Consider the following 13,936-nt stretch of genomic DNA (forward strand, 5'->3'; position numbering starts at 1 on the left):
GCTAACTTCAATGCAAAGCTTACGTAATGAGTTTCTGGATTTACGCGGAGCATACGGAAAGGCCGTTCTCTGGTCTCGCTCCTACTTTGCGGGTTCATGCGGTGGAGCACCGCTGGAAGTGGTGAAACAATACATTCAACATCAGCGTGGCTGATGATCCTACGGGCTTTTCAAGCCCGTCCAAATTCCCCTCCCGCCTGATGTCGGCGGGAGTACCCTTTGGAGGTAAAGATGGATTTCATGGTAAATTAATGCCAGCAAGTTTTAACGCGTATTTCCTTTATCTGGCATTTTCAAAAATATGTCTTTGGCTATGCAGCACTATCTGATGACTAATTATTAAGTTATGTAAATTATGGCAAAAAAACCACAACGGCAATCTATGGGACAAATCCGCATTATTGGTGGAAAATGGCGAGGCCGGAAATTACCTGTACCGGACAGCCCCGGGTTACGCCCAACCACCGATCGCGTCAGAGAAACCCTGTTTAACTGGCTGGCTCCGGTTATTCAGGAAGCACGCTGCCTGGATTGCTATGCAGGAAGCGGAGCGCTTGGATTAGAAGCACTTTCCCGTTATGCAGCACAGGCTACACTTATCGAATATGAACGTAATGTAGCAAAACAACTTTCCACGAATTTGGCTCTGCTCGGCGCTCAAAATGCCGAAGTCATTAACAACAGTGCGTTAAACTATTTATCTCCACCGGGAACACCCTATAATGTCGTTTTCCTTGATCCACCTTTCCGTAAAGGAATGCTTGCCGAAACAATAAAATTGTTGGAAGAACAGAATTGGCTGTCAGATGAAAGCTGGATTTATGTTGAGGCTGAATCTGAATCAGCGGCGACGGATGTGCCTGTTAACTGGCAACTTCATCGCGAAAAAATTGCCGGGCAAGTGGCATACCGGCTCTATATCCGCTATTTACCCGCATAATTATTATCTTGGAGCACACTCTGATGTTTATTCAACTGGGCAAACTGTTAATGATCTGTGTTTGGGGATTTTTGGTATTGAACTTAATCCACCCATTTCCCAAGCCGTTGAAGTATTTTATGGATGTCGCCATGATTTTCATGGTGGTAATGCATGCATTTCAAATGCTGCTTTTGAAAACGGGTCAACCCAAAGACCAAAAACTCTCTGGCCTGATGCAAACCAAAATTTTCTTTTTTGGTGTTTTTGAACTGTTGTCAATGCAGAAAAAACAGCTAAAAAAATAAACCAATTAGCGGGAAATGCTCACTTGTAGTCACAAGCAAACTGGAGAAAACGAAATAAGCATAATAGATGCCACCATTCGTTTATAGCCACCCGCTTATCTTAATTCTGCGTTGGAAGAGATCCTTAGTGTGTTTACCTGAGCGATAATTTCAGGCTAAACACATAAAGATAAATAATCATTGAAGACAAAATAATGAGTGAATATGACATTATTTGCCATCCAAAAATTTCCGTAAGATATGCAACCACCGGAAAAAGTATCAAAACGATTAAGCGTGCAAATGTCGATAATAAAGAGTCAAATGTTGACCTCAAACTGGCATCAAAATAGCCATGATAAACGGCTCTCAGCCCCATTGTTAGATATTGATTACTACCAAACATAAAAATTAAGGCTACAGGTATTAAGTATGGATAACTCTCCCCGCCTAACAGGCATATTCCTGTGGAAACAAACATCAAAAGTAAGCCAAACCAAATCAGTTTTCTATTGTCACTGATTTTACTGATGATCCATCCTGCGACAGATTGAGACATAAGAATAAAAACAAATAATATTCCATATGACAAAGAACCTTTAACTCCACCAGAAAACCCATAAAAAGCATAAGGTTGCCAATATTGGAGTAATATTTGAAAATACACTATATTTGAAACAACAGCGAAAAATACGAATAAGAAGTCTTTACTCCCTTTAATTAAAAGAGAATATATCTCCTTTATATCATTCATTAACCCTGATTTTTTCCCATTGACTAATTTAACCTTTGATTCAGGAAGAAAAAAGGAAAAAAACATCAATATAAAACTACCTGTTCCAGCAAGAATCCATATCCATCGTGAACCTACATCACCTATTGCAGCGCCAATCATAGCGGCAATAGCCATAGACATATAATGATATTTACCGTTAATTCCCAGTATCCGATGAGTGTCTTTACCACCCTCTGATTTATATACATCAATCAAGTATGAATTATATGTTCCACCTATTATCGTCAAAGAAATTGCGTTAAAAAATTCGGCCAGATAAAAACCATATAAATGGGATGAAACCCCCGTTAAAACAAGCCAAGCTCCACCAAAGAAGACAGAAAGAGATATCGCATATTTCCGGCTGATCCTATCAGCAAGATAAGACGTTGGTATATCCAATATAAAAAAAACGCAGGCCTGCATGGTCTTCATTAAACCAAGATCGACAATAGATACGCCTTTGCTTAAAAGATAAATCGATGAAGTAGCGCCAATAAGCATCCTCAAAGAATTAAAAATAACAGAATATGTTATTATTATTTTGGTTGAAGACCACATATATTACACCTTTCATTTTTAGGTATTTCTTGTGTTTCTATTTTTATTTTACGAGAGTGAATTCCAATTCTTCTATTCTTGCTAAGTATTTCACCATACCCACCTAAGAATTTCATAACATCCCCAAAAGCATATGAAGCAGCTACCCCATTGACACTGGGGAAAGTAGCAGCTTTGAAATCAGAATTTATTGTTGCCAAATTATCTTGTAGTTCATCATCACAGGCGTAATCAGGCACTACCTTAGAACAACTGAAACAAGCTGTTTCTCCTGGAATGACAAAAGGACCTATAACAGATATGTCATTTATATACCCAACGTTTAAATAAGGTTGTTTTTTTTCAAAACAATAATCATTAACCCAATTAATAAGTTCAAATGGAGTATCAGCGGATACAATAAAAAGGTCAGATTTTTCTATTTTAGACAAATCATCCTTATGTTTTATCTCTAAATTCACCTTCTTTACATTTAGCTCTGAATTTCTTTTTAATAACTCTCTTTCTAATATGTCAATTTTAAGAAAATTAACATCTTTTTCCGAAAATAAGACTTGCCGAGTTAAATTACTTATCTCAATTATATCACTATCAACTATAGATATAGTACCAACTCCAGAGGTCGCCAAAAGATATGAAATATGATTCCCTATCCCCCCACATCCTATAATGGTAACTTTTGATTTACTTATTTTTTCCTGAACTTCTTTAGAGTTAGCACCTAAGTAATGATAATAGAGTACGTTTCTACTATACCTATCATCAGAGTTAAAATATGAAAAACTCATCAGTGAATTTTTCTCCCTAAAAAGAGAAAGGGAGAAATTTATATCATCCTCACTTACACCACTAACGTTATTCTTTATGTATTCATAGAGGTTATCACTATCCGTTTCTCTTTTTAAAAAAGAAGCGATTTTAACTAAAGATTCAAATCGCTTCTTCTGTGGTATGAGTACTTGATTAGAACCTACGCCAAAAATCCCACCAGATTCAAACCTTCCAGCTTGAATATATCTAGCAATCTTAACCATAACCCCCCCTCTATTTATATGTTCGGTACTATGCCGTAGAAATAATCTTCTACGGCATAAGACATAATCATTATTGACGCAATTAGTTAGAAGCTATACTGATCATTTTTCCCCTCCCGAAACAAGAATGTTGATAAATATCATTAACAAATTCACAACAATTCACTTATTTCACATAATAAAAAATAAGTCAATAAAAATATTATCAAGGATAATAACTATAACTGTATTTACCTTTTCAACGTAAAAATACACTCACAAAAGAGCTTTGCATCATGAAGCCGATATTGCAGATGAAAATCAGTGTCAACACTTAGTCGCACAATTTACCAATTTATTTTCTCTTTTTTGTTTGACTCTGGAGTGGGCTCCAAAGTGTAGAGTTTAGTCATTATCGTTGAATTGACTCTTCCAAGGGGGAGCCCATGCACTCAAATAAAAATAATACTCACCAACATCGCCACCAGCATGGAAGCTGTTGTGGTTCTACTGCCTGCACAACTCAGGCAAAAACTGTTAGTGAGCATTTACATAATGAACATGATGAGTCTTATTCACATGAGCACAACCATTTCCATGATGTACAAGAGACACAAGCTCCTGAGCTTGTGGCAAACCAACGTTTTAGTTGGATTGTTAATGGCATGGATTGCCCAAGCTGTGCTCGCAAGATTGAAACGGCAGTCAGTAAAATTCCAGAAGTGAAGCAAGCCAAGGTTCTATTTGCAACTGAAAAACTGGTCGTGGATGCCGATACAGATATACGTTCGGCAGTTATCCAAGCCGTTAATCAGGCTGGATTTAACCTACACAACCCAGATTCAAATCAGAAGACGCTAAAAAGCAGTCGCTGGAAAGAATTTGCACCGATCATCATTCTTTCACTTATGATGCTGACAAGTTGGGGAGTCTCTAATGTCAATGCCCCACTTGGCCGCATTGCTTTTATTATCACTACCGTAATTGGATTGGTGCCTATTGTCAGCAAAGCCTGGCAGCTAATACGGTCAGGCACACCATTCGCTATTGAAACACTGATGAGCGTTGCAGCAATCGGTGCGCTATTTATTGATGCCACCGCCGAAGCAGCAATGGTTCTGCTGCTGTTTATGCTTGGTGAAATGCTGGAATCCTACGCCGCCGGCCGTGCACGTCGGGGGGTAAGTGCATTGATGGCATTGGTCCCGGAAGAAGCGCTGCTGGTAAGAAATGGTGAGAAAAAAACTGTCCCGGTCGCAGATCTACGCCCCGGAGATGTTATTGAGGTTGCACCAGGTGGGCGTTTACCGACTGATGCTGAATTACTCAGTTCATTCGCCAGCTTTGATGAAAGTGCTCTGACAGGTGAATCCATTCCCATTGAACGAATGCAGGGAGAAAAAGTCCCGGCGGGTTGTCTGTCTGTGGATCGTTCAGTACAGATGAAAGTGCTGTCCGAACAGGGTAACAACGCCATTGACCGCATCCTGCAAATGATTGAAGAAGCAGAAGAACGCCGCGCACCAATTGAGCGCTTTATTGATCGTTTCAGCCGGATTTACACGCCGCTAATTATGCTATTCTCTGCGTTGGTTATTATCATTCCACCCACTGTATTCAGCCAACCGTGGGAAACCTGGATTTACCGTGGTCTTACTTTACTTCTGATTGGCTGTCCTTGTGCTCTGGTGATTTCCACACCAGCCGCAATCACCTCAGCACTTGCAGCCGCAACCCGCCGGGGTGCACTGATTAAAGGTGGTGCAGCACTCGAACAACTGGGCCGAATCACAACTATCGCCTTTGATAAGACTGGTACACTGACAGCCGGTAAACCACAAGTCACTGATGTACAACCAGTAGAAAATATCAACGAATCTCAGCTATTAGCACTGGCCTCCGCAGTAGAAAGTGGCTCCCATCACCCACTAGCCAAAGCTATCCTGCAACATACGGAAAGTAAAAACGTTAATGTTACTGAAGCTGATCATCGTAAAGCGCTGGCAGGTATCGGTGTTGAAGGTCAGTTAGACGGCAAACGCATTCTAGTCAGTGCGCCCGGAAAACTGCCAGAGAGCACTTTATCCGATCATTGGAAACAGAAAATTGCTCAATTGGAAGATCACGGTAAAACCGTTGTTGCCGTGATGCATGATGGGCAATTTACCGGCCTTATCGCTATGCAGGATACATTGCGTCAGGATGCGATAGATGCCATTCGTTTACTGAAAGATCAGGGTATAAAATCAGTGATGCTGACAGGTGATAACCCGCGTGCTGCGACCGCAATTGCAGGTCAGTTAGGAATAGATTTCCGCGCTGGATTAATGCCGGAAGATAAAGTCAAAGCTGTTATGAAGCTGAATAAAGATCACAGCACAATGATGGTCGGTGACGGCATTAATGACGCACCTGCAATGAAAGCTTCCAGTATCGGTGTGGCAATGGGAAGTGGTACTGATGTTGCGCTGGAAACCGCAGATGCAGCATTGACTCACAACCGTCTGACCGGTTTGTCAGAAATAATCGCCCTTTCTCGTGCCACTCACAATAATATCCGCCAGAACATTGCTATTGCTCTGGGGTTAAAAGGGATTTTCCTTGTCACCAGTCTGTTGGGTATTACTGGCCTGTGGATGGCAGTACTGGCGGATTCTGGCGCTACCGCCCTTGTGACTGCAAACGCTGTCAGGCTACTGAGAATTAAAACAAAATAATGAAATCTGTTTAGCTATACAGTGAGTGATTTCTGTAATATCAATAAGGATATGGGTCTTCTTCCAAAGGTCGACCCATATCCTGTACTAATAAAACCTACCCCTGCAAGAACGTATTTGTTTTGATGTTGTCTATAACGCCACGCTTTGTTTGAATAATTCACACAATAGAAATCCCCTTTTATATCTATAGGTATGTTCAGAGTTGACTCTCTTTTTTCCGCACCAGATAGCGATAAGGTGTCTGTTCCGTTTCTTGCGCAACAAGCTGGTGTTCCATAAAACGGCAGAAACCAGGAATATCACGTGTGGTTGCCGGATCATCAGCAAGAATTAATAACATTTGCCCTGCTTCCATATGACGTACAGTTTTCCGTACCATCATCACAGGTTCAGGACAACGAAGTCCTTGTGTATCAAGAGTCTTATCTGGATTGGCAAAAACATCTGGCATAACTATCTCTGTAATTTCAGGCAATTTATGACGGTGGATTATATTATAAAAAAGCTATCAAAAATTAACTTTACAGGCAGACATTTTGATTTTTCAGGCAACAGACGTATCATACGAAGCGCCGTCAGCTAAAGCGGCAGCTATTTCATTGGGTTCCCTCACCCCATTATCCAAAAAGGTACAATATGCTTTTATTCACCACAACTACGCGGCAGCGAACTACTGCTTTGATTTGGCTTTCGTTATTTCATATCCTGGTTATTATTTCCAGTAATTATCTGGTGCAATTACCTGTCTCTATTTTTGGTTTTCATACCACCTGGGGAGCTTTTACTTTCCCATTTATCTTTCTTGCAACAGATTTGACTGTTCGTATCTACGGCGCACCACTGGCAAGGCAAATCATCACTACTGTTATGATCCCTGCATTACTGATCTCTTATATTATTTCAGCTCTCTTCTTCCAGGGAACGTGGCAAAAGTTTACAGCGCTGTCTGAATTCAATCTATTTGTTGCCCGTATCGCTTGTGCCAGCTTTATGGCCTATTCACTTGGGCAAATACTGGATGTATACGTCTTTAACCGCCTGCGCCAAAAACGTAACTGGTGGGTCGCTCCCGCTGCCGCTATGTTCTTTGGCAATCTGCTTGATACCTTGGTCTTCTTCTTTATCGCCTTCTACCGCAGTACCGATGCCTTCATGGCCGCTAACTGGGTCGAGATTGGGTTAGTGGATTACTGTTTTAAACTATTAATATGCTTGCTCTTTTTCCTGCCAGCTTACGGCATTTCACTGAACCTGATTCTGAAATATTTTTTCGCTTACCCGGCTGGCAATGCTCATATCCAGATTCGCTGATTTTCATCTGCCCGGCAGATACCGGGCATAGATCAAAAAAATGCATATTTCCCGCGATAAAACGGGTATAACAACTTTATTTATCCATAATCAACCATTACTTTTTATCATACGGTGTCAGTCTGTTAAGTAATTAAGTACTTTTTTCATCCGAAGCCAATTTTCTGGTCTGTCACATTCTGCTCCCTGTTTGTCAGGAAAATCTATACGGCAAACAGACATTGAGTTTCCACAAAAGGAGTATTTTTATGCTGAAAGTTATTCAATCCCCAGCCAAATATATTCAGGGACCTGATGCCCTGCGTCATATTGGTAAATACACAAAAACCATCGCCGACCATGTTTTTGTTATTATCGGTAACTCTGCTATGAAATTAGTGGGAGATACTGTTCATAGCAGCCTGGAAGAATCTGATGTTACCAGCCATTTCGAAGTGTTTGGCGGTGAATGTAGCCGTAATGAAATTCAGCGCCTGTCTGACATGCTTAAAAAGCACGAATGCCAGGCTGTTATTGGTATCGGTGGCGGTAAAGTACAAGATACAGCAAAAGCAGTTGCTCACGAATCCAAATTACCTCTTCTGATTGCACCAACTATCGCCTCTACTAACGCCCCAACCAGTGCTCTCTCTGTTGTTTATACCGATGACGGCGAATATGAGGATTATCTGTTTTTCCCAACCAACCCAGACATTATACTGATTGATACCAGTATTATTGCTAAAGCCCCAACCCGCTTCCTGATTGCCGGAATTGGCGATGCACTGGCAACTTACTTCGAAGCACGCGTCTGTCATGCCGGCCATAAGCCTAGAATGACAGGTGGTGGAATATCCCGCATAGCGATGGCTCTTTCCCATCTCTGTTACGAAACTTTATTGGAAGAAGGTTATAAAGCAAAACTGGCTGTTGAGGTAGGAGTCAGTACACCCGCGGTGGAAAATGTTATCGAAGCCATTACTTATTTAAGTGGCCTAGGCTTTGAAAATACGGGTGTCGCTGGCGCTCATTCCGTACACAACGGCTTTACCGTATTGGAAGAATGCCACCATATGTATCACGGCGAAAAAGTCGCTTTCGGGGTATTGGTTCAGCTAGTGCTGGAAAATAGCCCAAATGAAGAATTGGATACTTTACTTGATTTCTGCGTGCAGATCGGTCTACCGATTACGTTAGATCAACTTGGCGTGAAAGACGGTGAAAAACTGAAAGAGAAAGTGATGGCAGTGGCGGAAGCCAGTTGTGCTGAAGGCGAAACCATTCACAACATGCCTTTTGAAGTGACACCGGAAAAAGTGTATGCCGCTATTCTTACTGCTGACCGGATGGGGCGCGACTGGCTGTATTAAACCAGAAAAGAGCGGGGAAACGTCCCGCTCTTACTTTTTGTTCGGACAAAATGATTATCGGAGTGGGTGAAGCATTGGCAGAAGTCGGTGAAGGACAAATCGTTTACGCTAATGCCGCTCGTAGCGAAGTGAAAATAAATTGACTGGTTTTTTGGACTACAACAAAATGCACTGACCAAAGTCAGTGCGTCAAGATAGACAAGTGCGTCGGCGTTATTCAGGCCAAAAATTCTCATCCATTATTTGCTCAAACGTCCAAGGACAAGTTTCAGGGAATACACTGCGTCTAATATTAGTCTCCCTCTCTGCGGCAATAATGGCATCACCATAAGCATCAGAGAAAATTTCGCTGAGTTCTGACTTTAAGCTAGGATTTTTTTTAAGGCGGCGAGCTATTTTCCTTCGCTGCTCTTCAATCGTCAGTTTCCAGCTTCGACCTTGCCATTCGGATTGGAATTGCCATTTTAGAAGGTGAAGAAACAGCACCTCAAGACGAGATTCCAGCTCGTTTCTTTGGCTATTTCCCATACTTTCTATTTCCTCCGAAAGGTTTTTCATGTCCAATTGGCTCAAGTTGCCGGAACGAAGCAAACTTGCCTGCTCCTGCGTCCAGCCATAAAAGTCACTGTCATAACGTGTTGTCATGATTCCTCCATTGGCATATCAGCTATACAATTGTACAGCTGATTAGTCTGTCAAATTACAGCCACATCGTCAAAGCCGTATATCATCGTTAAAATCGATTAACGGCTCATTTCCTATGATGACATCCATTTCTTTAGTCACAGGAAAACTGCCCCATCATGAATAACCGCTTTCCAACCAGATTACCTGGCTAATAATGCTCTTATCCTAAATAGAATATGTACAAAAACTGGTTTTTTGTTTGATAAAGAACAAAAACGAACTAAAAACGCTCACCAATAATTAAGTAAAGCTCGTTATTGTGACGGTAGTCACAATTTCATTGGTAAAGTACGTTTTAAAAAGTTAACAAATCACTCAAAATTATCGCTAGGGCAAAACGATTTTAACAACTGAGTCTTGTCTCACAGATAGGTTGGGTTATTTCGACTATCATAATTTTCGTTATGGAAAATAATCACTTACAAAACCTCTCACTTTTCCATCCGGTGGCATTAGTCAACCGGTGAGTTGTTCACATAACCAAAAAAGCCATCGGAGGCAAAATATGTTAAGTATTTTCAAGCCGGCGCTTCATAAGCCCCGACTGCCAACAAAACAGATAGATCCACTCTATCGCCGCCTACGCTGGCAAATTTTTATGGGGATTTTCCTTGGTTATGCCGCTTACTATTTGGTGAGAAAGAACTTTGCACTCGCAATGCCTTATCTGGTTGAACAAGGTTTTTCCAAAGGTGATCTTGGTTTCGCGCTATCAGGGATCTCTATCGCATACGGCTTCTCCAAATTCATCATGGGCTCCATATCCGACCGTTCTAACCCGCGGGTCTTTTTACCTGCTGGTCTGATTCTCGCGGCGGCTGTCATGCTGTTTATGGGCTTCGTTCCTTGGGCGACTTCCAGTATCGCGGTTATGTTTGTGCTGCTGTTCATGTGTGGTTGGTTCCAAGGTATGGGTTGGCCTCCCTGCGGCCGTACTATGGTGCACTGGTGGTCACAGAAAGAACGAGGCGGGATCGTCTCCGTCTGGAACTGTGCGCATAATGTCGGTGGTGGTTTACCTCCATTGTTATTCCTGCTGGGCATGGCGTGGTTTAATGACTGGAAAGCCGCCCTTTATATGCCGGCTTTCGCCGCAATTCTCGTCGCACTGATCGCTTTTGCCTTAATGCGTGACACACCACAATCCTGCGGCTTGCCATCAATTGAAGAGCATAAAAACGACTACCCATCTGATTACACAGAGAAAAACGAAGAAGAATTAACAGCTAAGCAGATTTTCATGCAGTATGTATTACCGAACAAACTACTGTGGATGGTCGCTATGGCTAACGTGTTCGTTTATCTGCTGCGTTACGGTGTTCTTGATTGGTCACCAACCTATCTGCGTGAGGTCAAGCATTTCACACTGGATAAATCTTCATGGGCTTACTTCCTGTACGAATATGCCGGTATCCCAGGTACATTACTGTGTGGCTGGATGTCAGACAAAGTATTTAAAGGTAACCGTGGTGCAACAGGCGTATTCTTTATGACATTAGTTACTATCGCAACTGTCGTATTCTGGATGAACCCAGCCGGTAATCCAACTGTAGACATGGCTTGTATGTTGATTATCGGCTTCCTTATCTACGGCCCAGTTATGCTGACAGGTCTGCATGCTCTTGAGCTGGCGCCGAAGAAAGCGGCTGGTACAGCCGCCGGCTTCACCGGCTTATTTGGTTACTTAGGTGGCTCCGTTGCGGCAAGTGCTATCGTCGGCTACACCGTTGACTTCTTCGGCTGGGACAGCGGTTTTATGGTGATGATTGGCGGTAGTATCCTGGCCGTTATTCTATTACTGATTGTCATGATCACAGAAAACAAACATAAACAGGAATTGGCCCGTCAGTATGGCTAATCATTATCACTAAACTGTGATATACCACTAATAATATCAATTAAGCCGCGGCATTATTTATACTGCGGCTTTTTTCAATGTTTAAACTAAGAGATTATACCAGTAGGCGTTATTCATATAACAAGACAAACAGCTTAATAGGATTGATTTTTATCTCATCGTTAAAACGGAGAAAAAACACATATGCAAACTCCAATCAAAACAATGGTAGTGGGCATTATCTTAGCATCATCTATGTCGAGCATCGCTCAGACAACAGATAAGATTGTTATCGCCCATCGAGGCGCAAGCGGATATTTGCCTGAACACACCCTGCCAGCTAAAGCTATGGCTTATGCCGAAGGTGCCGATTATCTGGAACAAGACCTGGTTATGACTAAAGATAACGAGCTGGTGGTATTACATGATCATTACCTTGATCGAGTGACTGACGTTGCGAATAAGTTTCCCGACCGAGCCCGTCAGGACGGGCGCTACTATGCCATCGACTTTACCTTGCCTGAAATCAAGTCACTAAAATTCACGGAAGGTTTCGATATTAAAAATCACAAACAGGAACAGAACTTCTCTGGCCGTTTCCCAATGTGGAAATCTGATTTCCGTATCCACACTTTTCAGGAAGAGATTGAGTTTGTTCAAGGGTTGAATAAATCAACAGGTAAAAATATCGGCATCTACCCTGAAATCAAAGCCCCGTGGTTCCACCAGCAAGAAGGCAAAGATATTTCCACTCAGGTGCTGACGGTGTTGAAAGAATATGGTTACACCAAGAAAAGCGATAAAATTTATCTGCAATGTTTTGATACCAACGAACTCAAACGCATTAAAAACGAGCTGGAACCTAAGCTGGGCATGGATTTGAAACTGGTTCAACTTATCGCCTATACCAACTGGAATGAAACCTATGAAAAGCATCCAAACGGCAAATGGGTAAATTACAGCTACGATTGGATGTTCAAACCGGGTGCAATGAAAGAAGTGGCACAGTATGCCGATGGCATTGGCCCTGATTACCATATGATTGTGTCGGAAGATTCCACACCAACCAATATTAAGTTAACCGGTATGGTGAAAGATGCTCACGCTAATAATATGGAAGTCCATCCATACACCATTCGGGTTGATGCACTGCCTAAATATGCCACCAACGGCGATCAACTTTTCGATATTATTTACAATCAAGCGGGTGTAGACGGCGTATTTACCGATTTTCCTGATTTGGGTGTGAAATTCCTGCAAAAACAGCATCAACATAAGTGAGATGCAAACAGGGCACCTTAATCAGCGCCCTGTTGTTTTATGCCTTGCTTACCGAAAAAGCAATGACATCACTGAGCTTTTCTGCGCCTAAAGCCAGCATCACCAAACGATCAACACCAAGTGCCACACCGGCGCACTCAGGTATCCCCTGTTTCAGCGCGCCAATCAGGTTTTCATCAATCGGCCGGACAGGTAAACCCAGTTCCGCACGTTTACGGTTATCCTGCTCAAAACGCTGACGTTGTTCATCACCATCAGTGAGCTCACGGAAACCATTTGCCAGTTCAACACCGTTGAAATAGACTTCAAAACGCTCTGCAACCCGATGATCTTCTTTACTGATTTCCGCCAGAGAAGCCTGAGAAGCGGGAAAGTGGTAGATAAAAGTTGGCCTTTCAATACCAATATGCGGCTCAACACCGACGGTAAACAAAAGCTGCAACAAGATATCCCGATCTTCCTCTGTATCAGCAATATTGCTCAGATCCAGTTTAGCGGCGACTTCACGCAATTTTTCTTTCTCTGCGGACAACGGATCAATATCCAGATAACGCAGAAAAGCCTGCTGATAAGAGAGTGATTCTGCACTTTCGCAGTCCAGAATCTGCTGAAGTAAGTCATCAACCTCATTTATCAGACGATACATATCATAGTGAGGCCGATACCATTCCAGCATAGTAAATTCAGGATTATGATAACGACCCGCTTCTTCGTTACGGAAGCAGCGGCTGATCTGATAAATAGGGCCACTTCCTGCCGCCAGCAGGCGTTTCATGTGAAATTCCGCACTTGTCATCAGATATAGAGTCATGCCATCTGCGGCACCTGGACCAACAAACTCTGTCTGAAAAGAAAACAATTGAATATCAGTCACTGTAGACTGACCCATTGCAGGAGTTTCAACTTCCAGTACCCCGCGTTCTGCGAAAAAGCGCCGTATTTCTGCTAAAACAGTCGCCCGTTTCAACAAGTTGGCGACGGGTGCACTTGGCTGCCAGTTTGCTGTTTCGCTCATGTAAATGACTCCAAAATAAAACAAAACATGCAGTCTACCTGCATCACACATATCAGACAAATGATTACCGTCTGATCATCCCGGAATGGCTGAGCTTACCTTGCATCAAGACTACAATCGGATGTGCCATTATTATCTATACCCTTCATCTTTCAAGTTGCTGCTTTGTTGGCGGCTTTCA

Annotated in this window: 13 protein-coding genes; 8 read left to right on the forward strand and 5 right to left on the reverse strand. The window is 42.3% G+C overall.

All coding sequences use genetic code 11. The features are described from left to right. The 3 genes from LGZ99_RS02765 to LGZ99_RS02775 form a co-directional block, all read left to right on the forward strand. Positions 1-154, forward strand: a 154-nt coding sequence (locus LGZ99_RS02765) for a transposase (RefSeq protein ID WP_262978843.1), incomplete at its 5' end; no start/stop codon positions are given. Between the two features lie 201 nt (positions 155-355). Then, complete coding sequence (gene rsmD / locus LGZ99_RS02770; RefSeq protein ID WP_036840409.1) at positions 356-940, forward strand: 16S rRNA (guanine(966)-N(2))-methyltransferase; 585 nt, start codon at positions 356-358, stop codon at positions 938-940. A gap of 23 nt (positions 941-963) precedes the next feature. Further along, positions 964-1,227, forward strand: a complete 264-nt coding sequence (locus tag LGZ99_RS02775; RefSeq protein WP_036840407.1) for a DUF1145 family protein — start codon at positions 964-966, stop codon at positions 1,225-1,227. Between the two features lie 133 nt (positions 1,228-1,360). Here the strand turns inward: LGZ99_RS02775 and LGZ99_RS02780 are convergent, their stop codons facing one another. Continuing rightward, entirely contained in the window at positions 1,361-2,542 is a 1,182-nt protein-coding gene (locus LGZ99_RS02780; RefSeq protein ID WP_051769634.1) for an MFS transporter, read from the reverse strand. After that, positions 2,521-3,576 (reverse strand): HesA/MoeB/ThiF family protein, encoded by a 1,056-nt coding sequence (locus LGZ99_RS02785; RefSeq protein ID WP_051769631.1) that lies wholly within the window; start codon positions 3,574-3,576, stop codon positions 2,521-2,523. The genes LGZ99_RS02780 and LGZ99_RS02785 overlap by 22 nt, the downstream gene beginning before the upstream one ends. Positions 3,577-4,001: 425 nt before the next feature. Between LGZ99_RS02785 and LGZ99_RS02790 the strand changes: the two genes are divergently transcribed. After that, positions 4,002-6,272, forward strand: coding sequence for a zinc/cadmium/mercury/lead-transporting ATPase (locus LGZ99_RS02790; protein WP_036840405.1), 2,271 nt, complete (start codon positions 4,002-4,004; stop codon positions 6,270-6,272). Positions 6,273-6,471: 199 nt separating this feature from the next. Here the strand turns inward: LGZ99_RS02790 and tusA are convergent, their stop codons facing one another. Then, entirely contained in the window at positions 6,472-6,726 is a 255-nt protein-coding gene (tusA, locus tag LGZ99_RS02795; RefSeq protein ID WP_021324325.1) for a sulfurtransferase TusA, read from the reverse strand. Positions 6,727-6,911: 185 nt separating this feature from the next. Here tusA and LGZ99_RS02800 point away from each other — a divergent pair, with 185 nt between their 5' ends. Continuing rightward, complete coding sequence (locus LGZ99_RS02800) at positions 6,912-7,586, forward strand: 7-cyano-7-deazaguanine/7-aminomethyl-7-deazaguanine transporter (protein ID WP_023044375.1); 675 nt, start codon at positions 6,912-6,914, stop codon at positions 7,584-7,586. Positions 7,587-7,834: 248 nt separating this feature from the next. Continuing rightward, positions 7,835-8,935, forward strand: coding sequence for a glycerol dehydrogenase (locus tag LGZ99_RS02805; RefSeq protein WP_036840403.1), 1,101 nt, complete (start codon positions 7,835-7,837; stop codon positions 8,933-8,935). Between the two features lie 213 nt (positions 8,936-9,148). Here the strand turns inward: LGZ99_RS02805 and LGZ99_RS02810 are convergent, their stop codons facing one another. Beyond that, a complete protein-coding gene (locus tag LGZ99_RS02810; protein ID WP_036840401.1) occupies positions 9,149-9,580 on the reverse strand; it encodes a DUF29 domain-containing protein in 432 nt (143 codons plus the stop codon). Between the two features lie 547 nt (positions 9,581-10,127). Here LGZ99_RS02810 and glpT point away from each other — a divergent pair. Both glpT and glpQ read left to right on the forward strand, forming a co-directional pair. Next, positions 10,128-11,480: a glycerol-3-phosphate transporter gene (gene glpT / locus LGZ99_RS02815; protein ID WP_021324329.1), complete on the forward strand. Its 1,353-nt coding sequence runs from the start codon at positions 10,128-10,130 to the stop codon at positions 11,478-11,480. A 183-nt stretch (positions 11,481-11,663) separates the two neighbouring features. Further along, positions 11,664-12,740 carry a glycerophosphodiester phosphodiesterase gene (gene glpQ / locus LGZ99_RS02820; protein WP_021324330.1) on the forward strand — a complete coding sequence of 359 codons (1,077 nt, stop codon included), beginning with the start codon at positions 11,664-11,666 and terminating at the stop codon, positions 12,738-12,740. A 37-nt stretch (positions 12,741-12,777) separates the two neighbouring features. Here glpQ and epmA read toward each other — a convergent pair whose 3' ends face one another. Continuing rightward, a complete protein-coding gene (gene epmA, locus LGZ99_RS02825; protein WP_021324331.1) occupies positions 12,778-13,755 on the reverse strand; it encodes an elongation factor P--(R)-beta-lysine ligase in 978 nt (325 codons plus the stop codon). Between the last annotated feature and the right edge of the window lie 181 nt (positions 13,756-13,936).

This window comes from Photorhabdus temperata (assembly GCF_025384845.1).
Classification (GTDB): domain Bacteria; phylum Pseudomonadota; class Gammaproteobacteria; order Enterobacterales; family Enterobacteriaceae; genus Photorhabdus; species Photorhabdus temperata.

Coding starts and splice junctions, on each gene's coding strand:
- rsmD (WP_036840409.1), top strand. CDS start 356: ATGGCAAAAAAACCACAACGGCAATCTATGGGACAAATCCGCATTATT.
- LGZ99_RS02775 (WP_036840407.1), top strand. CDS start 964: ATGTTTATTCAACTGGGCAAACTGTTAATGATCTGTGTTTGGGGATTT.
- LGZ99_RS02780 (WP_051769634.1), bottom strand. CDS start 2,542: ATGTGGTCTTCAACCAAAATAATAATAACATATTCTGTTATTTTTAAT.
- LGZ99_RS02785 (WP_051769631.1), bottom strand. CDS start 3,576: ATGGTTAAGATTGCTAGATATATTCAAGCTGGAAGGTTTGAATCTGGT.
- LGZ99_RS02790 (WP_036840405.1), top strand. CDS start 4,002: ATGCACTCAAATAAAAATAATACTCACCAACATCGCCACCAGCATGGA.
- tusA (WP_021324325.1), bottom strand. CDS start 6,726: ATGCCAGATGTTTTTGCCAATCCAGATAAGACTCTTGATACACAAGGA.
- LGZ99_RS02800 (WP_023044375.1), top strand. CDS start 6,912: ATGCTTTTATTCACCACAACTACGCGGCAGCGAACTACTGCTTTGATT.
- LGZ99_RS02805 (WP_036840403.1), top strand. CDS start 7,835: ATGCTGAAAGTTATTCAATCCCCAGCCAAATATATTCAGGGACCTGAT.
- LGZ99_RS02810 (WP_036840401.1), bottom strand. CDS start 9,580: ATGACAACACGTTATGACAGTGACTTTTATGGCTGGACGCAGGAGCAG.
- glpT (WP_021324329.1), top strand. CDS start 10,128: ATGTTAAGTATTTTCAAGCCGGCGCTTCATAAGCCCCGACTGCCAACA.
- glpQ (WP_021324330.1), top strand. CDS start 11,664: ATGCAAACTCCAATCAAAACAATGGTAGTGGGCATTATCTTAGCATCA.
- epmA (WP_021324331.1), bottom strand. CDS start 13,755: ATGAGCGAAACAGCAAACTGGCAGCCAAGTGCACCCGTCGCCAACTTG.